20 protein-coding genes and 1 tRNA gene are annotated in these 21,172 nt (G+C 51.0%); 5 read left to right on the forward strand and 16 right to left on the reverse strand.

Annotation, left to right across the window (positions count from 1 at the left end):
* Complete coding sequence (locus tag WC772_02925) at positions 1–1,548, forward strand: DUF2779 domain-containing protein (protein MFA6169705.1); 1,548 nt, start codon at positions 1–3, stop codon at positions 1,546–1,548.
* Between the two features lie 775 nt (positions 1,549–2,323).
* Here the strand turns inward: WC772_02925 and WC772_02930 are convergent.
* Positions 2,324–3,184 carry an SPFH domain-containing protein gene (locus WC772_02930; GenBank protein ID MFA6169706.1) on the reverse strand — a complete coding sequence of 287 codons (861 nt, stop codon included), beginning with the start codon at positions 3,182–3,184 and terminating at the stop codon, positions 2,324–2,326.
* A 265-nt stretch (positions 3,185–3,449) separates the two neighbouring features.
* Positions 3,450–4,439, reverse strand: a complete 990-nt coding sequence (locus WC772_02935) for an alpha/beta hydrolase (GenBank protein MFA6169707.1) — start codon at positions 4,437–4,439, stop codon at positions 3,450–3,452.
* Positions 4,440–4,528: 89 nt separating this feature from the next.
* On the opposite strand from WC772_02935, the gene WC772_02940 reads away from it, so the two are divergent.
* On the forward strand, positions 4,529–5,482 hold the full coding sequence (locus tag WC772_02940) for a serine/threonine protein kinase (GenBank protein MFA6169708.1): 954 nt from the start codon (positions 4,529–4,531) through the stop codon (positions 5,480–5,482).
* On the opposite strand, the gene WC772_02945 is transcribed toward WC772_02940, so the two are convergent.
* The 6 genes from WC772_02945 to WC772_02970 form a co-directional block, all read right to left on the reverse strand.
* Positions 5,479–5,967 (reverse strand): ferredoxin-thioredoxin reductase catalytic domain-containing protein, encoded by a 489-nt coding sequence (locus WC772_02945; GenBank protein ID MFA6169709.1) that lies wholly within the window; start codon positions 5,965–5,967, stop codon positions 5,479–5,481. The genes WC772_02940 and WC772_02945 overlap by 4 nt on opposite strands.
* Positions 5,951–6,235, reverse strand: a complete 285-nt coding sequence (locus WC772_02950; protein ID MFA6169710.1) for a glutaredoxin family protein — start codon at positions 6,233–6,235, stop codon at positions 5,951–5,953. Before WC772_02950 ends, WC772_02945 begins: the two co-directional genes overlap by 17 nt.
* An 80-nt stretch (positions 6,236–6,315) precedes the next feature.
* A complete protein-coding gene (locus tag WC772_02955; GenBank protein MFA6169711.1) occupies positions 6,316–7,020 on the reverse strand; it encodes an outer membrane lipoprotein-sorting protein in 705 nt (234 codons plus the stop codon).
* Entirely contained in the window at positions 7,017–8,174 is a 1,158-nt protein-coding gene (locus WC772_02960; protein ID MFA6169712.1) for an FtsX-like permease family protein, read from the reverse strand. Before WC772_02960 ends, WC772_02955 begins: the two co-directional genes overlap by 4 nt.
* Complete coding sequence (locus WC772_02965; GenBank protein ID MFA6169713.1) at positions 8,156–9,145, reverse strand: ABC transporter permease; 990 nt, start codon at positions 9,143–9,145, stop codon at positions 8,156–8,158. The genes WC772_02960 and WC772_02965 overlap by 19 nt, the downstream gene beginning before the upstream one ends.
* Entirely contained in the window at positions 9,138–9,875 is a 738-nt protein-coding gene (locus WC772_02970; protein ID MFA6169714.1) for an ATP-binding cassette domain-containing protein, read from the reverse strand. The genes WC772_02965 and WC772_02970 overlap by 8 nt, the downstream gene beginning before the upstream one ends.
* Before the next feature lie 82 nt (positions 9,876–9,957).
* Between WC772_02970 and WC772_02975 the strand changes: the two genes are divergently transcribed.
* Positions 9,958–10,473: a phospholipase D-like domain-containing protein gene (locus WC772_02975; GenBank protein ID MFA6169715.1), complete on the forward strand. Its 516-nt coding sequence runs from the start codon at positions 9,958–9,960 to the stop codon at positions 10,471–10,473.
* Positions 10,474–10,527: 54 nt separating this feature from the next.
* Entirely contained in the window at positions 10,528–10,689 is a 162-nt protein-coding gene (locus tag WC772_02980; protein MFA6169716.1) for a hypothetical protein, read from the forward strand.
* Here the strand turns inward: WC772_02980 and WC772_02985 are convergent.
* A complete protein-coding gene (locus tag WC772_02985) occupies positions 10,666–11,787 on the reverse strand; it encodes a deoxyhypusine synthase family protein (GenBank protein ID MFA6169717.1) in 1,122 nt (373 codons plus the stop codon). The two genes, WC772_02980 and WC772_02985, sit on opposite strands and share 24 nt — an antisense overlap.
* Before the next feature lie 82 nt (positions 11,788–11,869).
* Between WC772_02985 and WC772_02990 the strand changes: the two genes are divergently transcribed.
* Positions 11,870–11,947, forward strand: a tRNA-His gene (locus tag WC772_02990).
* Between the two features lie 39 nt (positions 11,948–11,986).
* Here WC772_02990 and WC772_02995 read toward each other — a convergent pair.
* From WC772_02995 to WC772_03025, 7 genes are all read right to left on the reverse strand, one after another.
* Positions 11,987–12,550 (reverse strand): hypothetical protein, encoded by a 564-nt coding sequence (locus WC772_02995; protein ID MFA6169718.1) that lies wholly within the window; start codon positions 12,548–12,550, stop codon positions 11,987–11,989.
* Between the two features lie 118 nt (positions 12,551–12,668).
* Positions 12,669–14,939, reverse strand: coding sequence for a hypothetical protein (locus WC772_03000; protein ID MFA6169719.1), 2,271 nt, complete (start codon positions 14,937–14,939; stop codon positions 12,669–12,671).
* Positions 14,923–15,696, reverse strand: a complete 774-nt coding sequence (locus WC772_03005) for an ABC transporter ATP-binding protein (protein MFA6169720.1) — start codon at positions 15,694–15,696, stop codon at positions 14,923–14,925. The genes WC772_03000 and WC772_03005 overlap by 17 nt, the downstream gene beginning before the upstream one ends.
* Positions 15,693–16,676 (reverse strand): iron ABC transporter permease, encoded by a 984-nt coding sequence (locus WC772_03010; GenBank protein MFA6169721.1) that lies wholly within the window; start codon positions 16,674–16,676, stop codon positions 15,693–15,695. The genes WC772_03005 and WC772_03010 overlap by 4 nt, the downstream gene beginning before the upstream one ends.
* 83 nt (positions 16,677–16,759) lie before the next feature.
* On the reverse strand, positions 16,760–17,581 hold the full coding sequence (locus tag WC772_03015) for a helical backbone metal receptor (protein MFA6169722.1): 822 nt from the start codon (positions 17,579–17,581) through the stop codon (positions 16,760–16,762).
* Complete coding sequence (locus WC772_03020) at positions 17,578–19,833, reverse strand: DNA translocase FtsK 4TM domain-containing protein (protein MFA6169723.1); 2,256 nt, start codon at positions 19,831–19,833, stop codon at positions 17,578–17,580. The genes WC772_03015 and WC772_03020 overlap by 4 nt, the downstream gene beginning before the upstream one ends.
* A 104-nt stretch (positions 19,834–19,937) precedes the next feature.
* The gene (locus WC772_03025; GenBank protein MFA6169724.1) at positions 19,938–21,131 is read right to left on the reverse strand and encodes a vWA domain-containing protein; all 1,194 of its coding nucleotides are present in this window, start codon (positions 21,129–21,131) and stop codon (positions 19,938–19,940) included.
* Positions 21,132–21,172 lie beyond the last annotated feature (41 nt).

Below are 21,172 nucleotides of genomic sequence, written 5' to 3' on the forward strand. Positions count from 1 at the left end.
ATGAATGAGAATTATATTACGAAGACTAGATATCGAGAAGGGTTATTATGTCCAATATTACTGTGGCATAAGATTCACGAGCCAACAAAAGTTCCACAACCTGACCCTTTCGCAAGAATTAAAATTGAAGGCGGGATTCAAGTCGGTATATTGGCAAGAAAATTATTTCCTGATGGCCTTCTTATCGAAAAAGAGACGTCGGCAATACTAACCCATGAAAAATCGCTAAAAGCACTACAATTGCGAAAGCCATTATTTGAGGCAGGGTTTATCTATAATCATGCATATGCATTAGCAGACATATTAATCCCAGCAGAAGACAACTCATGGGATTTACTCGAAGTAAAAGCAGAAAATTCGATTGATGAGAAAGATTATTGCTGTTTGAGTGAGAGCTTTAACCTTGATTGTGCTGACGTTGCATTTCAGAAATATACATATACTAAAGCCGGCATAAATATTAGAAATTCTAATATCCTACATCTTAATAAGAAATACATTTATGATGGCAAAAAACTATTATTAGAAAAGCTCTTTATTACCCCTGAAAAAGTGAATGACCCTAAAATCAAATTGATTGTACATGATGAGATTGATCGCCACCTCCCCCTTGTCGAAGCCAATATAAATAAACTTGAGGAAATATTACAAAACAATGCTCGCCCTAAAACCATATTTAACAGAAATTGCAAGAAATGCGTATTGTACGACGAATGCTCCAATATCTTACCACCCGATCATGTTCTAATGCTAAGAAGGGATATGAAAGGCATTCGCTTCCAAATGCTGGAAAAGGGAATCACAAAATTATCAGACATCCCAATAACTTCCGAGATAAAAGACCAAAAGATTGAACAAATTAATGCACATAAGACTGGAACAACATTAATTAAAACCAAGAATATTAGGGAATTTATAGACAAAATTGAATACCCCGCATATTTTCTAGATTTTGAAACAATTGACCCTGCCATCCCTATCTTTGAGAAAACACATTCATATCAAAAGATCCCATTCCAATATTCATTGCATATAATAAAGAAGCACGGGGAAAAAGCAGAACATCATAGCTATTTAGCCAAAGGGGATGTTGATCCCAGGCCCGAATTATTGTCCCAGCTTAAAGCACTATTGGGCGATAGGGGCTCAATAATAACCTATAACGCTAAATTTGAAAGAGGTAGATTAAAAGAGGCGTCTGAAGACTTTCCAGAATATAGTGATTGGTTTAATAATAATATTAATGGGCGCATAATTGATTTAGAAGAACCTTTCGATAAGTTCTTTTACTATGATCCCAAACAAAAAGGCAGTACATCTATTAAAGCTATTTTACCCGTATTAACTGATTGCAGCTATGAGGGGTTGGAAATATGCGAAGGGGGTACTGCCGCCGCTGAATATATTAGGGTTACTTTTAATAGTGTCGATGAAAAAGACAAAGAAAATGTTCGGAATCATCTGGAAATATATTGCAAGCAAGACACACAAGCTATGATAGATATACTGGAAAGATTAGAACAAATAGCCGCTGACAATACAAAATAAACATCCAATATATAAGTAACTATATGCTGTCGTAATCTTTTCGGAGGAATTCAAATATAACATTAGTCGGCAAATTAATAAGCAGTTTTTTCGACGCATGGGGGAGAAAAAAATGATTATTTGACAAATTATTGCCTATTCAGGTCTTTTTTTCATCCATGGTGTTGGGTATAATCATTGAGATAGCCCCCGGCGCTGAATGGTCTGATGATCATCGGGTCGAGGCATTTTTCTCTTCTATCGCCTTCTGCCTTCGCCTTTAGCTTTTGGGAGTAGAAAAGGCTAAGACTTAGAGGCAAAAGGCTATCAGGCTTGAAGGCTTATTCCCCCCCTATCATCTCAGCAGCTTCAGATATTCAGCAGCGGCAGTATTTTATTGAGTACTCACAAGATACAAAGAGATCAAAAAACTTAGGGTCGTTAGAATAAATAAAGCCAGCATTCCATATTGAATTAACGGATTTAGCGAGCCCTGCGGATATATTATTTGAAATATGCAGCGAGTCAGCCATAAGATGCTGGTGGCGGAAAGCATAACAATTATTGAGAAACGATTGGCCTGATTGCCATTGATAAAGATTATATTTACGACGCCGAACAAGACTAAACATAAAGAAAAAAAGACATTTATCGCCCGAACGGCGACAATTAGTTCGGTCGCGCGAGGATCAAAGTATGAATACCAATTCCACAGCCTCGGCACAAAAAAATGCCACAGCCCTAAACAGATCGTTATAAGGCTGCCGGCTGTTGTTAAGATCCTACTAAGATACATTTATTTCTTGAGCGGCACTATTCCGGCCAGTTCGCCGATAACATTGACCAACTCCCCATTTGCCGGGACGACAATCTTAGCGTTAGTCGCCAATGATTTTTCAACCGCTTCAAGCTTTCGTAAAACCTGGGCATTGCCAACAAAGTACTTGTTGGCCGCGTCGTTGACCAACTGGATCGCCTGCGCGTCCCCTTCGGCCTCTAAGATCTTCGCTTGACGCATCCCTTCAGCCTTTTTGATCTCCGCGCGGCGCTGGCCGTCAGCCATCGTCTCGGTCGCGGTCGCAAAATCGATCGCGGCAATTTTTTCGTTCTCCGCTTTAACAACTTTATTCATCGTCTCCTGAACATCTTTAGGCGGATCGATCTCTTTCAGCTCGGTCCTGACAATTTCCAGGCCCCACGTCTGGGTCTCTTTTTTTAAGGTCTTTTGCAATTCCTCATTGATCCGGCCGCGTTCACTGTTGGCGGCCTTCAAACTAAGGGTCCCGATTATATTACGGAGCGTCGTTCGGGCCAAATTAACGATCTGGTAGCTATAATTATTGACGCTATATTGGGAGGACTTGACGCTGGCTTCATCTTCTTTTACTTTAAAATAAACCTGCGCGTCGACTCTGGCATTGAGGTTATCATTGGTAATTATTTCCTGGGGTTCGGCATTGATCATAACTTCGGTAATATTGATCTGATACATTTGGTCAATGACCGGAATAACCCAATGAAAACCGGGATTAGCAAATTTCCGATACTTGCCAAACCGCTCGATCAGCCCACGATGGGTTGGACGAACAATTTTAACTCCGGAAAAAAACAACATTACCAGGAACAGACCAATCGACAAAACATATATTAATGACATCTGGCTCCTCCATTAAGAAAGAATAGGCTTCTCTCTGATAATAATGTATTTAAGAAAAACAAACAAGTTCTCCTGGTAACAATTCATGGCATTAAGCGGCTCTATATGATAATATTAAATTTGCTGATCGATGGTGGCGTGAATTTTAAGGAGATGCAACAATGGCTAACAAAGAACAAGGCGGAAATAAGAACGTTAAGAAAGTCGCGAAGTTGTCCCTCAAAGAAAAACGGGCTTTAAAGAAAGAAAAGCGCGCCCTTAAGGGTTAAGCCCCTTTTTTGACCGGGATGATCGGGCAGTATTGCTTAAGGAAAGCGACCGTATATTTGTAGATCAGGTCGGCTCCTTTTTTGTCCAGCGGCAGATGCCCTTCCCCTTTTAAGACTTTCATCGCTTTATGATCGTTTTTGATATCAGCGTAGATCTCCTCAACATTGGCTTCGCTGATCCAGGGATCGTTTTCACCGTAAAGGAGCAAGCACGGCTGTTCGATCCCGGCAATGTCCCCTAAAACTTTCTCCCGGCTATTCACCCCAATGATATCGTCGAGAAAGACCTTGGTTAGGACCGCCCAACTCCCGTTTCTCTTGATCACGAAAAGCTTGCCGGTCAACCGCCAGAAGAAAAAGACCACTTTTTTGATCTGCCGCTTGGAACGTTTGGCAAAGATCCGCAGGTGTTGGCCCAAACGGGCGAATTTTTGCGTCAATTCGTTGAAATGGTTGAAGCCAAGCTCGACCACATCATAGACCGGACAGATGCCGATGACCGCTTTGATCCGGGGATCGTGGTTCCGGGCGGCGTAAAGGAAAGAAGAAAAACTTCCGAAGCTGTGCCCGGCAATAAAAAGCTGTTCCTGATCGACCCCGGAAAACTGATGGACAAAATCGACCACCAAACTGATGTCGGCGACCAGCTCGGAGATCGTATACTCGCTGAAATCATGCCGCGCGACGTCGCCGACCGAATAATCGACCGTCCAGGCCAGGAAACCATCCGCGGCAAAACGACGGGCAATGTTGATCAGGTCGTATGAATTACCGGCACAACCGGGAAAGATGATGATCGTCGGCGCTTTAGGGGCCGGTTCTTTCGGTTGGTGAAGATCGAGCTGAATGACCCGTCCCTTTTTCTTTTCGATCGTAAAACGGCGGATGTTTGAAGGACGCGGCAGGACAAAATGCTGGCTGGAGAGCCAAAGCGGCGCGAAATCGAGCGAAACTGTTTCTTCGTTTATTACCGGTAAGTCGGCCATCTTAAGCATCTCCCTTCCTATATATTTATCGATATTTAAGCCAAATATCTTGCATTCCCACCCCTCGCTTAATCTGCTAAGATACTCTTATGGAAAGCCTGTGGCATAACCTGACCCCGGAACTGATCTTTCAAATGGTTGAGAAAACCATTGGAGAAGAATTAACCAATATTTGCATCAAACGGAACAGTTATATCAACCGGGTTTATGAGTTGGAAAAAGCCGATGGCTCCAGGCTAATCGTTAAATTCTATCGTCCAGGCCGTTGGGATCGGGAAACGATCCTGGCGGAACATAATTTTTTGGCTAAATTACAGGAAAACGATCTATCAGTAATCACGCCGATCGCGATCAACAACCAAACCCTCTTCACCCATGAACAATTCAATTTTACCCTCTTCCCGAAAAAGTGGGGGCGCGCGATGGACGAATTCGATCAAGATGGGTGGCAAACGATCGGCCGACTGATCGCCAAGATCCATCAAACCGGAGAAAAATTAACATCGGCCAAACGCCTGACCTGGCGGCCCAGCGTTGTCACCAGCCAGCATCTCCAGACAATAATTGAAACCGGGTTTATCCTTCCCGATTTCGCTCCTTCACTCAAAGGAGCGGTCGAACAATTGATCGCCAAAAGCGAGCCATTATTTGACCGGGAAGAGACCTTGCTCTTGCATGGCGATTGTCACAAAGGAAATTTTATTTCCCGGCCGGGCGAAGGGATCTACATCATCGACTTTGACGATTGCTGTTTGGGACCGGCGACCCAGGACCTCTGGCTCCTTCTCCCTGACAAGCCCGAGAAGGCCCCTAACGAAGCGGCCTGGCTGATTAAGGGGTACAAGACCTTCCGGAACTTTAATGAGTCGAGCTGGCATCTGGCCCCGGCCTTAAGAGGAATGAGGATCGTCCACTACGCCGCCTGGCTGGCGGTCCAATCAAAAGAGAATGACTTCAGCCGTAACTTCCCCGAAACCGGCACCCCCCGCTATTGGAATAGCCTGGTTAGGGAATTGCAAAGTATCGTCGCGGACGAGCTTTAGAGGAAACGTTCGAACCGCTCTTTTTTCGCCTTGCAGACCGGGCAAACTTCCGGGGGCTGTTCGCGGGCGCAGAGATAACCGCAGACTTTACAGCGCCAGACCGGGAAGGCCAGCTTTTCCGGCAGGATCGCCGACTTCCCTTTTAGTTCTTCTCTAAGATCAGCTGTCGGCCGGCGTTCCGGAATCGAGGTTAACTTCTTTTTCCCCGCCAAAACTTCTTCGGACACATACAAAGCACAATAACAGGCACCGTAATCGATCAGATCGGGATCGCGGTAATCACAGGGGCAGATGATATCGAGATCAGCCTCTTTCTTCCCGCTCGCCAACCGGCAGGGACAGGCCTGGTAACCATAGCGCGCTTCGTTGACCAATAACCCTTTCACTAAATCTTTGGCAAACTCTTGATCAGGATTGAGGTGATAGCCTCCGGCCTCCGCCTCGGCCTTTAATTTATCAAAAAGCTGGTCAGTTGCTGAACTCATGATTTATTTTCCCCTCATCATAACCGACAATGCACTTTTTATTGTTAATGACCATGGTCGGAAAAGAACAGGGTGGGTTCCATTTTTTGATCTCCGCCTGCGCTTCTTCGGTTTCGTTGACGTCCAGCATATCGACGTCGGTATAATCATAAGCGACACCGAGATCGTTAAGCAGTTTCTTAGTTTTCTTGCACCAAACGCAGGTACTTAAGGTATACAGTTTGATCGAACCTTTATCTTTGCCGTCAACGTGGGTCATGGTAACCATAAAATAATCCTCCTTGGTTTCCGCCCCTTACAATCCACTCTTACCGCCTTCAATTATATCACGCCAAAGAGTCCCAACTTTTATGGCTTAAATAATAAAGGGAGCAGTTCTTTATCAAAATCGGCGGCGGTAACGAAAAGCTCACTGGCTCCGGAAACGTTCTTGGCCCGAAGATAAGCGGGATAGACATGGCGCTTAACCCGGCGAAAATCGGCGTATTCGATCGTTTTAACGACTCCGGAAATCGATATTTGTTTTTCTTTGACGACCATCTTTAAAGCTTGATCGACCCAAAGCTGGAGTTTGAAATAGGGAGCTTGTTTGGGCGCTTTCAGCATCAAGACCCGGCATTTATAAACAGCCGAAGCCTCCCTTGTCCCCTTGGGAAAATTTATGACTACCGTTTCCCGGGTGACGGTTTCGACCGCATAATCCGCGAAGTTCCGGTCAATCATCAGGTCGGCATAACTGAAGGCCGAGCCCAAAAACGAACTGCCCAGGATATGACCGGTCAGTTTGACCGGCCGGCCGGCATCGACCGAAAACAACCACAAGCTCTCCCCGATCCGTAAATATTTTGTCCCTTGCTCGGCCAAGCTCTCCAGGGTGATCAGGGCCCGGTCGGCGCCGTTATTATAAATGACCAGATCGACTGTTCGCTTCTCGCCGCCGCTTTGATAGCGCAGTCTGGCGGTCAGTTGGGAGAGCCCCTTTTCCGCCGGAGCCAGCGCGGCGGCCAGCGTCGCGATTTGCAGCAGGATCAAACCGATAATAATTTTTCTCATCGCAGCCCTCTCCAGGCCGGGACCAGCATCCCCAGGCAGGAAAAACCAAGACTGCCGCCTAAGCCCAGGAACAGGTCCGACCATTTTATCCCCGGCTCGATCTCCAAAGGGACAAAATCAAGGCCGGCCCAACCGAGCGGAACCGTCCAACCAACCTGATTAACGATCAGCGCCAACGCCCCGCCGATCAGGCCGGCCAATAAGCCGATAAGCGCCGCTTCGTAAAAGAACAAGCGCGCGAGCTCCCCCTTTTTTACCCCCAGTCTTTTCAGCGTCTTGATCTCGCGGTCCCGTTCGGCGACACTGGAAGAAAAGAAATGATAAAGCAGAGTGCAACCCAGAAAGAGGAGGAGTCCGCTGAAAGCCAGGCCAATCAACCGCCCCTTCTCCAGCCAGATCATCGCGGCGTCCTTTTCCCGGGGGATGACGGTAAACCGCCCGGGCGCGACCCGTTCCAGTTCATCTCCCAGGTACTCCGCCGCTTCACCGGCAAAAGCGGGATCGCGCAGATAAATGACAACTTCCGAAACTTTGTCGTTAAGGGCGAAAACTTTTTGCGCCGCCGCCAACGGAAAAAAGAAGGTCCCGTCATCGATCGAAGCGGCGCCGGAACTAAAGATCCCAACGACCTCCAGATCAAACAGGGTCACCGCTCCCAGAGCATTTTGCGCGACGATCGTCAGCTTATCGCCCAGACCGACCTCCAGTTTTTGCGCCAACCCTTTGCCGATGACCAGCTCTTTGGCGCTCACACCAACCTGACGGCCGGCCAGCGTCCGCCAAACCGGGCGTTCTCTCGTCGCGTCGATAGCGATCCCCTGCGCCGGCAAGCTCCGCCCCTGATTCTGCAGCAGCAGTTTGATCTTGATCCGTTCGGTTTGGAGCGTCACCTCCTGATATTGAGCGGCCAATCGCTCGATCTCCTGATACTTGGCAAAGCTTTTGGCCAGCGGGAACAAGCGATCGTTATACTGCCGATCGACGACCCGCAAATGCCCGCTCCGGTAATAAGCGATATTCCCCGCCGTGCCGTCCGCGACTTGCCTGACCAGCGACCAGGAAAGGACGGCCAAGGCGACCGCCACGGCAAAGCCAAGGACGGTCAACAACCCCCAGGCGGTATTTAAAATATTTTTTACAGCCAGCCGAAACATTTCACTATTCCTCCGATCAATAAACCGAGCAGGATCCCGGCCAGGATCGTTAAGCCGATCTCCCAGGCGATCAGCCGGACAAAATCCCGCCGCTTCAAGCCCAACTGCCGCCAATAAGCGAATTCTTCCGCCCGCAAGATCCTGGCGAGATGAATATAATTTACCGCCCCGACCAGCACGACCAAAAGCCAGATGACCGCCAGGGCGGTCAGAATGGCGCGGCGGCCGGCGGAGAGCCAATTGAATTGGCCGTTCATTTTCTGCCAGGGGATCGCTTGGACCGAGGGCAAACTAACGGACAAAGCCTCTCTGGGATTTTTCAAGCGGATCGAGATCTCGGTCACGCCGCGGTTAAGACCCAGGCCGGATTGGGCAACCGACAAGGGAACAAAGACCGCCGAAGCATCAAGCTCCCGATCGCCGGTCTTTAGCAACCCTTTGACCCAAAAGCTGAACTGATGAAAAACCCCGTTCCGTCCCTGCGCCAGAAAAGAAAGTTCGTCACCGATCGAAAGCCCAAGCGCCGCCGCCAACTCCCCTCCGAGCAGGACCGCTTCTTCGCTCCCGGCCAGATAGCGCCCAACCGCGACTTTCTCCCGCAGTTTAAAGACCAGATCGTCCCGTTCGGAATCGATCGCGTAGACCAGGATCGGCAGATCGCCGGAAGCGCTCGACAACATCGCCTGGAAACGGACCCGCGGCGCCGCTCCGATCAATCTTTTTTGGACCTCATGGACCACCGCTTCCGGCGACAAGATCAGATTCGACAGGGAAAAGCCGGCGGGATCGTAATCTTGAGGGTAGATCTTAACGTGGCCGAACCGAAAGTCGATCTCGCTTTGGATAAGACGCCGCTCCAGGTCGCGCAGGAAGAAATTGACCAGCAGCGCGGCGGCCACGACTACCGCGATCGAGAGGATCGGGAAGAGACGCGGACGCCGAACAAGATTCCTGAAAGCGAAACTAAGCATTCTGCTCCGCTTTGAGATCGTAAATCGGGACCTCTTCGTTCCTGGCCAGAGTCAACCCCGCGGGCCGGGGCTCTCCCTCGATCACCCCGCCGTAGATCTTAACCGTTCGGGTCAGGTAACGCGAAAACGCCGGGTCGTCGCTCGCGACTAAAAAGGTCGTTTTCTTTTTTTGATTGATCTCTGCCATTGTCCTGATCAGCTCCAGACCGGAAGCGAGAGCCAGCCGGGCGGTCGGTTCATCGGCCAGAATTATGGAGGGACTTTTGATCAAAGCGGCCGCCAAAGCGGTCTTCGCTCTTTCCAGCGGAGTGAGCGCGCCAATCCTTTTGCCCGCGACCTTCTCGAGATCAAGTTCGGCCAGGAGTTGTTTGACCCGCTCGCGCCGCTCGCCCCCCTTCCCTTGTTTCAGCAACTGCAGAGGCAATTCCACGTTCTCTTGAACCGTAAAGACCGGGATCATTTCGGTTTCGGCGGTCAGGAAACCAATTTCCCGGCGCCGGACCTCGGCCAAAAGTTCGGCGCGGAGCCGCGAAACATTTTGGCTCTCCAAATAAATTTTGCCTTCGTCAGGTTTTTCCAAACAACCGATCAATTTTAATAAAGTGGTTTTACCGGCGCCGGACGGCCCATAAAGCAGGACCATCTCACCGGCCTCGATCGCTAAATTAACGTTCTTGACGGCGGGAATCCCGGCATAACTCTTGGTCACATTATCCAATAATACCAGCATTATTTTCCTCCCTGGCAGGCCACTTAATGCTACTACTATTATCCATGTTGTCAACCATTTGCCGAGCCTGTAAAATCAAACCATGAAAAAATTAGCGGCCGTTTTATTGGTTGTCTTTTTCGGAACGCTCGGCCCAACCGGCGCCGCGCCGCTCTCCGCTGAAGGGATATCAGTTTACTTCTCCCCTAACGGCGGGACCAGGGATAAGATCATCTCCCGGATCAATCTCGCCCGGAAAAGCATCAAGATCGCGATCTACAGCCTGACCTCGGGGGAAATAACCTGGGCGCTGGAGAACGCGAAAAAGCGCGGGGTTGAGATCAAAGTCGTGGCCGACTATTCCCAATCCAAAGGCAAACACTCCGAGATCCCCTATTTGATCAACAAGGGATTTAAAGTTAAGGTCATCAAAGGGAAAGGCCGCGGGATCATGCACAACAAATTTGCCGTTTTCGACGATCAAGAGGTCGCGACCGGCTCCTATAACTGGACCGAGAACGCCGAACAAAATAATTACGAGAACGCGCTTTTCCTAAAAGGAACGCAGATCGTCTCGGCTTTCAGTCGGGAATTCGATCTGCTTTACGATCGGCCTTAATCTTTTCGCGAAGCGTGCTATAATGATCCAAGAATTTTTCAAGGAGGGCTCAAAATGAACAAAAATACTCTTTGGCTCGTCGCCATCGCCGTCGCATTAATCTGCTGGGTTTACGGCAATACTTTAACGAGCGCCAATCTAGCGCTCGTCTTCATGCTGATCGTGCCGGGCCTGGTCATCCTGTCGGCCATGTTATACTCTTCCACCCTTAAGTAAGCCGCGCAGCGTCCCGTTCTCCCAATCGCAGCGGAGCCGCGGGCGTTTACTGGTTAATTCCCGGCCAAGAATGTACCCGGTTAAGAGGGGCAACGCCACGCTCGGTTCAACCCAAGCCATGGCGACGTTCGCGTCCTTCTTGATCTTCCCCCAGGAACGCCCCTCTTTTAAAGTGGAACTGGAAAGTCCGCCGTCGGCGGTCACCGCGGTCGTGATCTGCAGGGCGTAATCATGTCCCCGCTCCAACCCGTAGATGTAACCCATGACGATCGAATCGTTAATGTAATTCTTCGGCACCCCGCCCGCGACGTAAAAAGCGGCGGTCGCCGAAGATTTCACGACGATCTGGACCAGTTCGTGGTTGTCCTGGATCGAATCGATGGCGATCCCCGGTCGGCCTTCTTTCAGACAGCGGACCCGGTGCTCGGTCAGGCCGATCCCGATCGAGGAATCATTGAGGGCCGGACAAAAAACCGGGACGCCGTGTTTGCGGCATTGATAGAGGATCGAATCTTCATCGTCAAGCGTGTCGGCCAGCGCTTCCAGATAGGCTCGACTGGAATAATTTCCCGGCTGGAGTTTGTCGGCGACCAGGCCGCAGTAATGATCGGTCCGCCAGACCGCTTCTTCATCAATATAGGTATCGTAGATCCGATCGATCCGCAGGTCGCGTAACTCGTTGTCTTCGGAATCGGGGCTCCCCTGAAAATGGCCGTGGCCGAGGGCAGCGTAGACATCCTGGTAAATGATCGCTCCGGTCGAGACCACCACATCGACCGCGCCGGCAACGATCAGGTCCCGGATCACCTGGCGTAAACCGGCGGCGATCAGGGGACCGGCCAGGCCGAGCAGGACCGTCGGGCGGCGTTTGTCGCTATAGATCCGTTTTAAGACCTTGGCGCACTCCCCGATATTCCGAGCCTGGATCGACATCTCCCCCATCGCTTCGACCAGCTCGGCAACCGTGGTGGTTTTGGTCAGCTTAAGCTGTTTAACCCTTTTGTTTAAGAGCTGTTTTTTTAAAGAGCGGCCGCCGGTCTTTAGATCGACGTGGTCGAAAGAACCATAGACCGCCCGCTGTATCCCTTTTTTCTTCATATTAGACCTCCAATATCACGATACTCCCGCCCTCTTTGCCTGTCAAGGCGGATGTGGTATCATTAAATAGACGAAAAGCGTGGTGGGCGTAGCTCAATTTGGTTAGAGCATCAGATTGTGGATCTGAGGGTTGCCGGTTCAATTCCGGTCGTCCACCCCATTCTTTTATTTTCTTTCAATTTAGTAATTACCGTTAACTTTAATTCCATTTTCCATAATTATCCCTAATGGTTTTGTCCTTAGCAATTATTTTTGGAATTAACCCGGCTTTCGCAAGCACTGCCCCTCTCTTTCCATAAGAGATACTAGTCATATTAATATGATCATTTAACACCTTCATGACACTAATAAAACTTGAAATTATTTCAGAACAATCCTTGTCGGTCATTTGTTCAATGTTTCTATTGTTTATACTTATCCTCTTTATCTTTGAATGAATATATTTATTTCTTAAACAATTCAATTTTTTAATTTTTTCAAGAGCATCTTTGGGAATAATGCTCGTGTCTTTAAGGTGACGAACCTTTGTATTAAAACTCATTCTATCAAGAATGCCGTTCTGAAATGGTAAAATCAAAGGGGACGGATAAAGGTACAACGTTGTTAATAGCGCATCAATTCGCTCTTCAATGGCATTATGTACAATTAAAACAAAAGCGGAAGATAATATTCTCTCTTTATTAATATTCATTGATATGGCGATTTTTTCAATCATGCCAACTATTCCTTCGGCAGTCATATAAGAGTTGTTTTTATTTGTCATTTTGTTTTGATTATACTTCATATTTGGCCTTGAAACACAAAAAAACTTCAATATAATGGTTTAATGGCCGGTTCAATCCTGCCTGCCGGCAGGCAGGTCCGGTCGTCCACCCCATTCTTTATTTCCGCCGCCTTATCACAACTGCCAGCCCGCCAAAGAACAAGGCCAACGTCCCCAAGCTGACTATCCCACCCAAAAACAAGCTCCCTGGTCGATAAAGGTAAACGATTTGGTGTTGGCCCGCAGGAACCAGACAACCCCGAAAAAGCCCCGCCTTAATGATCGGAACCTTTTGGCCGTCCACCAAACACTCCCAGCCGGGATAATAGCGGTCGGCCAAAACAACTTGACCGCCGCGGCGGCTTTCGACCGTTATTTCAACCCGGTCGCTTTCATACTTGACGATCTTAGCCTGTCCCCTGCCGTCAGCAAAGCGAGCTTTGGGGAGCGCCCCGGGATTCTCATAAAGATAAAGATGGGCGCCAAAAATATAACGATGATTTATGAGCTTCAAACCTTTTAAGTTTAACGCCTGGCTACTGGCCAGGTAGCGAACGCTCGCCTGACTTAACAGATCAAGACGCTGCTTAAGGTTTGCGCCTGAAAAATCACCCCAATAATCGATGAGCTCGTTCGGTTTAATCGATTCGTAGCCGCTGAAATTCTCGACCCGGTAAAGGAGATGCCAGTTCGGGGCAAAGTTCTCTTTGGCGTTCAGCAAAGCCTTAACATAGTCATCGCCGGCGATCGTTTTATTCTCCCGCTCCAGTTCCGGCGTGAAAAAGACCCGCCATTGCGCCCCCCCCTGCTTCACCAACCGGTAGCTTTGCGGCTCATCGGTGTACGCCCGCTGGGGGACCCCCAAGGCGGTCGAAACCCCGTTCACCATCAGATCGGCAATGACGATCGCCGTCACGGCGGCAATCAACCAGGAGCGGGAGATCGAGCGCCGGGCAAAAAGCCAAACGATCAGAAGTAAAACGCCGAAATAAATCGTTATTATAAACAGCGTTTGCACGTCGAACTCGATAATCTGGGCCAGAAGGTCAAAGAAATATTCCGGGATATTGCGGGGATAGCGGGACGCGAGCAAGTCAAAGATATTCTGTAGATTAAGATAAGCCAGCCCAGCGACGATCAACAAGCCGCCGACTAAGGCTTGCAGCCGCTGTTGAAAACGTTTTAGCCAAACCTCGTCTTGAAGCTGGACCGTGAACCGGGTAAAACCGAGCGCCGCCAAAACGACAAAAGCAAAGTTCGCCATAAATAAATATTTAACCGGATAACGGATCAGGGCGACCCCCGGGACCAGTTTATAAGCGAGGGGGAAAATAAAGCTGTATTGGCCAAACGCCATAAACAATGAAAAGATCGCCACCACCCAGAAAAATAAGGGCCTCTTCCCTTTCAGGGCGAACAACAGGAAAAAGAGCGGCAAGATCCCGAAATAAGGGGAGATGAGCCACGATTGGTTGACCGGCCCAAGCAAAGTATCGGCATAACCGCAAAACTGTCCCGGGTTGCCGAAGAAATACGGCAAGATCAGCGAGATCGTTTCCCTGGGCGGGAAAGAGGAAGAGCTGATCAGTTCATAGCCGGTCGCCACCCGGTCGGAAAACTTCGTCAGCTCCAGAAAAGGGAAAAGCTGGACCGCGCAAAGTCCGGCGGTCAAGAGCCCCGCCCCGGCCAGTAGGAGGATTGATCGCCATTTTCTCCCGCCAAAAACTAATCCGTAGATAAGAAACAGCCAATAAGAAAAGTAAATGATCGTCGGCTCTCCGCCAAGCAGCATCAAAGAAGAAACAAGAACGAAAGCTAGGTATTCACCCTCACCCCGCCTCGTTCCTCGGCGCCCCTCTCCCACAGGGAGAGGGGTCGGGGGTGAGGGCTTGATAACTCGATCCCACAGGAGCAACGCCAGCGGCAGCCAGATCGCCGCCGAAAGCGAGGTGTTCATGTTGGAGACCGAAAGTAAATAGCCGGAAAACATGTAAACCACGCCGCCAAAATAGGCGCCGCCGCGCGGCAATTGAAAGTGCCGCAGTAAAAGGTACATGAACCAACCGGCCAGAAAATAATGGCTGATAATGTAATAGTTAAAAGCGAGGCCAAACGGGAGCAGATAATAGATCAGGGTCATTGGATAGAAAAAACAGATCTGCAGGGTCGCCAGGAGCGGCCAGCCGCAATAGCTGTAGGGATTCCAAAGGGGCAAGTGTCCGGACATAACCTGCTCGACCATTAAATGGCGCAAGGGATAAAAGTAACGGGAAAGGTCCTTGAAAGCAAAGACCGTTTCGCCGGTCAGGAACCGGGCAAAAAATAATAGGGTCAGGAAAAGAAAAGAGAGGACGATGAGTCCGTCCCGTCGGTCACGGAAGAAGGACATAGCGGACCTTGTCGTTTTTCGAGCTCTTTTTGACATCGACTTTGATCCGGTAGACTTTCCAGATGTTTTCCGCCGTCACCACGTCGGCCGGAGCGCCGTCGGCCACGATCTCCCCCCGGCTCATCAGGATCAGGCGGGTGCAAAAGCGGGAGGCCAGATTTAAATCGTGAAAAGTCGCCAGAAGCGAGCAGTGCGACCTAAGCCGCCGCATTAATTTGCAGATCTTGACCTGGTAGCGGATATCCAGGTGGGAGGTCGGCTCATCGAGCAAGAGAAGCTTCGGCTCCTGGGCCAGCGCCCGGGCGATCATCACCCGCTGGAACTCGCCGCCGGAAAGCTCATCGATCATCCGGCCTTTAAGGTTTTCGATCCGCAATTGTTCGATCGCCCAATTGACCGCTTCATAATCTTCGGCCGATTCGAAGGCAAACCGCTCCAGGTACGGCAATCGCCCCATCATGACCATATCCTCAACGGTGAACCCCTCGACCGGCTCCATGATCTGCGGCACAAAGGCAACTTTCCGGGCCAGCTCCCGGCGGTCAAGGTGCTCGACCAACTGGCTGCCGATCGCCAAACTCCCGGCAAACGGCTTGAGGACCCCAGAGATCGTCCGGAGCATGGTCGTTTTACCGCAGCCGTTCGGCCCGACGATACCAACGAATTCCCCGTCTTTGACCTCGAAGGTCAATTCCCGGCTGACCGGTTTTTTCCGGTCGTAACCGCAAGTTAGTTTTTCAACCTGCAGAGCGGTCATCGCTCACCCCGGCGCCGGCGGCGCAACAAGTAAAGAAAGAAAGGAGAACCAACCAAAGCCATGACCACGCCGATCGGAACTTCCTGCGGCGCGATCACGGTCCGGGCAAGCGCGTCGGCCACAACCATGAGAAGCATCCCGGTCAGGATCGAGAGCGGGATCAAAAAACGGTGGTTCGAACCGACCAGCAGACGGATAAAATGCGGCACGATCAATCCGACAAAACCGATCAGGCCGGAGACGGAAACGGCCGCCGCCGTCATTAAAGAGGCGGCCGCGATCAGGATAAATTTTACCCGCTCAACGTCGACCCCCAGGGTCAGGGCCATCTCTTCTCCCAGGAGAAAAGCGTTCAGCTCTTTGGAAAAGAAGTAAGCGATCCCACCGCCGATCAAGGCGTACGGGATCACGGTATAAACCTGGGTCCAGCTGGCCGAAGAAAGGCTCCCCAGGAGCCAGAAGTAGATCGAGGCGAGATTCCCGGTCAATATAATGATAAGGGCGAGGATCGCGGCACAAAAAGACGACAAAGCGACGCCGGCCAAGACCAATGTTTCCGGCGCGGTCCGGCCGCTGACTTTGGACAATTGGTAGACCAGCACGACTGCCGCCAGAGAAAAAAGAAAGGCGAGCGCCGGGACCGAGCTCATACCGAACATAACGACGCCGACCCCGAAAGCAATGGCAATAGCGGCGCCGATCGCCCCACCGGCCGAAACGCCTAAAATGTAAGGATCGGCCAGCGGATTACGCAAAACTCCCTGGAGAACGACACCGGAAACGGAGAGAAGCATCCCGACCAAAGCGGCCAAAATAACGCGAGGGAAACGGATCTGCCAGAAAATCTCGCTGTTAAAAAGCTGGGCGGGATCGATCACGGCCGAGCCTAAATAAAAAGAGACCCCGATCGCCGCCGCCAGTAACAAAAATACGACGACAGTCGCGGCCGCCGCTTGGTCCTTGTTCAACACTCTTTTCATAATCTTATTGCCCTCACCCGCCTCACCGCCTAAAGGCGGATTCGGCACCCTCTCCCAAAGGGAGAAGGTAAAATACTAGCACACTACCACTTGGGGGGGTAGAGATAATCAGCGACTATTTTGGCCGCGGTGGCGATCCGGGGACCCGGCCGCGAAACCAAAGCGGCATCCATAAACAACAAGCGGTGTTTACGGACCGCCGACAGCCTCTGCCAACGACTGTCGCTCTCCACTTGCTCTTTCTTGACCAAACCTTCGGGAATAATGATCACCGCCGGATCGATTTGGACTAGCTTCTCAAAACTGAACTGGGGATATGCCGACTTGCTGTGAGCGGCGATATTCTCCGCCCCGGCCCAAACCAGGTAGTCATTGATAAAATTATTGCCGCCGACAACGATCAGCGGATCGTAACCGACGATCATGATAACTTTTTTCTTCGGCCGGCCAGAACTATTCTGTTTTATCGCCAAGATCTCCCGGCGCATTTTAGCAAGGAGCGCGGCCGCTTCCCGGGTCTGTCCGGTCACTTTGCCGATCTCGTCGATCCCGGCCAGGACCTCCGGCGCGGTCCGTAAATTCAGCGAAAAAACGGGCAGGCCGTAATCGACCAGCTTCTTGATCTCCCCTTTCTGGGCGTCTTCCTGCATGAAGACGATATCGGGCTTGAGCGAAGCAACCTTCTCCAGACTGATCGTGTAGCCGCCAATCTTTTCTTTGAGCTTGGCCGGGGCCGGATAATCGCAGTTATTGGTCACGCCGATCACTTTGGCCTCTAACTTGAGGGCAAAAATAATTTCCGTCAGAGCGGGGGTGCAAGAAACGATCCGATTGGGATATTGGAGAGAATTAACCGGCAGGCAAAGAACAAGGCAAAGAGTGAGGCAGAGGCCAAGGTTTTTCACTGAATCCCCATACCAGCCAGAGTTTCCCTGGAGGCTAAAACCCGCCGCCCTTTCCCTTCTCCCTCCGGCGCGCTGACGATCCCGGCCGCCTGGAGTTCGTCCATCAGCCTGGCGGCCCGGTTATAACCGATCCGGAACTTCCGCTGGATGTAAGAGGTCGAAGCGACCTGGGTCTCGACGATCAATTTAGCAACTTCGCCGAACATCGCGTCCCGACCGTTGCCCCCTCCCGCCTCTCCGTCTTTCTTCTCGCCTTCAAGCGGTGTTATTTCTGTGATCTCTTTGAGATAGTCGGGATCGGCCTGCTTCTTGATGAATTCTAAGACCCGTTCGGTTTCCTTATCGGTCAGGAAACAACCCTGCACGCGCGTCGGTTTCATCGCGCCGATCGGATTGTAGAGCATGTCGCCGCGGCCAAGGAGCTTTTCCGCCCCCGCCGAGTCGAGAATAACACGGGAATCGATCTGGGTCGCGACGGCAAAAGCGACGCGCGACGGAATGTTGGCTTTGATCAAACCGGTAATAACGTCGACCGAGGGACGCTGGGTCGCCACGACCAGGTGAATCCCGGTGGCGCGGGCCATCTGGGCGATCCGGCAGATCGAGGCTTCGACTTCGTTGGCGGCAACCATCATCAAGTCGGCTAACTCGTCAATAATCACCACAATAAGCGGCAGACGCTGGTCTTTATCAACCTTGTTGTTGTAGGCTTGCAGGTTTCTGGCCCCGAGATCGTGGAACAACTTGTAGCGCCGTTCCATCTCCCAAAGGACCCAGGTCTTTAAAGTGGCGGAAGCTTTGCGGACATCGGTCACGACCGGCGCCAGCAGGTGGGCGATACCGTCATAGATTGAGAGCTCTACCATTTTCGGGTCGATCATCAGCATTTTGACCTCATCAGGCCGGGCACGCAAAAGAATGCTCATGATCAGTGAATTGACGAAGACGCTCTTCCCCGAGCCGGTCGTTCCGGCGATCAGCAAGTGGGGCATCTTTCCCAGGTCGCCGTAGACCGGCGCGCCGGCGAGGTCTTTGCCGATAGTAATGTAAAGCTTGGAGGAGTTTTTCCGGAATTCCGGCTGCTTGGCGATCTCCTTCATCCGGACCGTCGTCGTCATGGCGTTCGGGACTTCGATCCCGACCACCGATTTTCCCGGGACCGGCGCTTCAATCCGAACGCCGGACGCGGCCAGGTTCAAAGCGATGTCGTCGGCCAGATTGGCGATCCGGCTAACCTTAACCCCCGGCTCTGGTTGCAATTCGTAGCGGGTAACAGACGGTCCCTGGAAGATCGAAACGACGTGCGCCCCAACCCCGAAACTGCGCAGAGCATCTTCCAGCAACCCTTTGCGCATTTCGGTCGTTTCGCGCATCTTATCGGCTTGTTTCTTTTCTTTGGCATTCTGCTCGTCCAAAAGATCGAGCGGCGGCAGTTGATAATTGGAGTATTCCTTCCGCCCCTCTTCGGTTTCTTCCTCATTTTTGGCGTCGGCTTCGTTATCGTACTTGGGCATCGGAAATTCGAGGACCGGCTTCCGTTTCGGCTCTTCCTCCGGCTCCGTCTCTGATTCCGGCAGCGGCAATTGGGTCACCACCGGAACCGGAGCATTTTCTTTGACCGGCGCTGGAGCCGCCTTTTTAACCGCCGTCGGCTTGGCTTTATCTGGAACGCTTTCAAAATGGAAAATACCAAGCACAAAAGAGATCAGGCTTTGAAAGGTCAGATTAAGCATCAAGAGAAGGGCGATAAAACCAAAAGTCGCGAGCAAAATATACGCTCCGGCCAGGCCGACCGTTTTTTCCAGCACGAAACGAACGAAGAAACCGGCCGCCCCCCCCGCCCCCTGAACGATCGGGTAGGTCGTCGCGGCAAAATAAGCCGGGTCGATAAATTGAGCGGTCGAGATAAAGACCAGGAACATAACCAAAAGGCCGGTCAGGCGGACCGCCAGCTCCTTGATCTCGTGACGCAGGAGCATGATCACCCCGTAAAGCGCCACAAAGAACGGCAAAACGTAAATCCCCACCCCCATGACCGAACGGAGCGCTTTCTTAATAACGTAAAGGCCGACCAGTCCGGTCGCGGAAGATTGGTTGGAGATAAAGATTATCAGGGCGAGGGCGATCAGCAGTATGCCGATAATATCCTGCTTGAATTTGGAAGAAATCTGGGTTTCTCCGGCTTTTTTTCGCGCCTCGCGGCGAAGCGGCGCGGCCGATTGACCATTATTATTGCTCTTTTTTGGCGGCATTCCAAGTTGAGTATAACATAGACGCTAGACAGGGTCAAAAAAACAGGGCTCCCCTTTCGGAGAGCCCTGTAATTAAACTTCGTTCAACCCGTACGGTTGGAAACTTAGTTTTTTATGGTCTGGAGCCGGAGAATTTCGGCATTCGAGAGCGGCCGTGAATTAACAACGGTCGCCGATTTAATCGTCGAACTCCCCGTCCCGCCGGAAACAATGAGTTTGATCAGCAGTTCGCTGTCCATGGTCCCGTCGCCATTGGTGTCAACCATGATGTGCAGCCACCAGGTCCCGGCTTCAAAGGTATATTCAAAGGTGAACTTATACCCGCCGCTGACCGCCGATGAAATCCCCAAAGCGGTCAAATTGTAGCTGGTATCAAAATCAATCCATTTTCCGCCAGTGTTAGAAAGCGCAACCGTCCGGCCTTCGCCCAAGCCATCGGCTAATCGCCGTACGTCCAGGTATGGATCGCGGCTGGATGAGTAATCCGGGCTAACCGCGTAAATGACCGCTTTGCCGGCCAAAGTGGCAACAACCGCTTCGCCGGAAGTCGTGCATTTGTTGTCGGACGAAGTATCGGCCGCGACATTTTGATGTCCGGTAATGTCGGTGATCACGACAAAAACCTTTTGAGCGCCCGCCCGCCAAGTGAAATTATTATAAGCGTACATAACGGCATCCAGCGGATTCTCCGGCGCATCGCCGCCGCCATCGGCGACAACAGTTTCCAACGTTCCTTTAAGAAGGGTCGCCGTCGTCAGGTCGAGGATCGGGCGAACATAGGTAGCATCGGAAAAACTTTCCGAAGAAATATAGCCGGCCGGGGTCGGGTGCAAGGCGCTGTCGCCGTAAGTCACCAGGCCGAACTTAGCGTCAACTCCGGCCGCTTCCAGGGAGGCGGAGAAGGCGACGATGCTGTCTTTCGCTCCATTGATCGAACCGCTCATGCTCCCCGTATTGTCCAGGATAAAAACCAAATCGATCGGCTTGGTCGTATCGGTCGGGATCCCGAAATCAACACTGCTCCAGTCGGTGGTCGAGGTCCCATCCTTACCGACATAGACTACGAACTTTCCTTTATCGAGGACCAGCACTTCGCCAGTCCCGTCTTTGAACAAGGTTCCGAGTGAAATTTCGGCGGTGCTTCCGGAATAGCTGGCCGCGCCGCTCATGGTCACCAGTGACGAACCAAGAGTCCCCGGATCTTTAGTGGAAGTAAACGAATCGGTCTTGCCGCAACCGACAACCGCAACCCCGATAAGGGCCACGCATAACAGAACATATAAACTTTTTTTGAACATATCTAATCCTCTCTTAAAATTATATTTGGGCCGTTTACTAT

The sequence above is a fragment of the Candidatus Margulisiibacteriota bacterium genome, assembly GCA_041661965.1.
Taxonomy (GTDB): domain Bacteria; phylum Margulisbacteria; class WOR-1; order O2-12-FULL-45-9; family XYB2-FULL-48-7; genus XYB2-FULL-45-9.

What these genes read in the sequence shown, in the direction of transcription:
- WC772_02925 (MFA6169705.1), top strand. Translation starts at nt 1, where the DNA reads ATGAATGAGAATTATATTACGAAGACTAGATATCGAGAAGGGTTATTA.
- WC772_02930 (MFA6169706.1), bottom strand. Translation starts at nt 3,184, where the DNA reads ATGTCATTAATATATGTTTTGTCGATTGGTCTGTTCCTGGTAATGTTG.
- WC772_02935 (MFA6169707.1), bottom strand. Translation starts at nt 4,439, where the DNA reads ATGGCCGACTTACCGGTAATAAACGAAGAAACAGTTTCGCTCGATTTC.
- WC772_02940 (MFA6169708.1), top strand. Translation starts at nt 4,529, where the DNA reads ATGGAAAGCCTGTGGCATAACCTGACCCCGGAACTGATCTTTCAAATG.
- WC772_02945 (MFA6169709.1), bottom strand. Translation starts at nt 5,967, where the DNA reads ATGAGTTCAGCAACTGACCAGCTTTTTGATAAATTAAAGGCCGAGGCG.
- WC772_02950 (MFA6169710.1), bottom strand. Translation starts at nt 6,235, where the DNA reads ATGGTTACCATGACCCACGTTGACGGCAAAGATAAAGGTTCGATCAAA.
- WC772_02955 (MFA6169711.1), bottom strand. Translation starts at nt 7,020, where the DNA reads ATGAGAAAAATTATTATCGGTTTGATCCTGCTGCAAATCGCGACGCTG.
- WC772_02960 (MFA6169712.1), bottom strand. Translation starts at nt 8,174, where the DNA reads ATGTTTCGGCTGGCTGTAAAAAATATTTTAAATACCGCCTGGGGGTTG.
- WC772_02965 (MFA6169713.1), bottom strand. Translation starts at nt 9,145, where the DNA reads ATGCTTAGTTTCGCTTTCAGGAATCTTGTTCGGCGTCCGCGTCTCTTC.
- WC772_02970 (MFA6169714.1), bottom strand. Translation starts at nt 9,875, where the DNA reads ATGCTGGTATTATTGGATAATGTGACCAAGAGTTATGCCGGGATTCCC.
- WC772_02975 (MFA6169715.1), top strand. Translation starts at nt 9,958, where the DNA reads ATGAAAAAATTAGCGGCCGTTTTATTGGTTGTCTTTTTCGGAACGCTC.
- WC772_02980 (MFA6169716.1), top strand. Translation starts at nt 10,528, where the DNA reads ATGAACAAAAATACTCTTTGGCTCGTCGCCATCGCCGTCGCATTAATC.
- WC772_02985 (MFA6169717.1), bottom strand. Translation starts at nt 11,787, where the DNA reads ATGAAGAAAAAAGGGATACAGCGGGCGGTCTATGGTTCTTTCGACCAC.
- WC772_02995 (MFA6169718.1), bottom strand. Translation starts at nt 12,550, where the DNA reads ATGACAAATAAAAACAACTCTTATATGACTGCCGAAGGAATAGTTGGC.
- WC772_03000 (MFA6169719.1), bottom strand. Translation starts at nt 14,939, where the DNA reads ATGTCCTTCTTCCGTGACCGACGGGACGGACTCATCGTCCTCTCTTTT.
- WC772_03005 (MFA6169720.1), bottom strand. Translation starts at nt 15,696, where the DNA reads ATGACCGCTCTGCAGGTTGAAAAACTAACTTGCGGTTACGACCGGAAA.
- WC772_03010 (MFA6169721.1), bottom strand. Translation starts at nt 16,676, where the DNA reads ATGAAAAGAGTGTTGAACAAGGACCAAGCGGCGGCCGCGACTGTCGTC.
- WC772_03020 (MFA6169723.1), bottom strand. Translation starts at nt 19,833, where the DNA reads ATGCCGCCAAAAAAGAGCAATAATAATGGTCAATCGGCCGCGCCGCTT.
- WC772_03025 (MFA6169724.1), bottom strand. Translation starts at nt 21,131, where the DNA reads ATGTTCAAAAAAAGTTTATATGTTCTGTTATGCGTGGCCCTTATCGGG.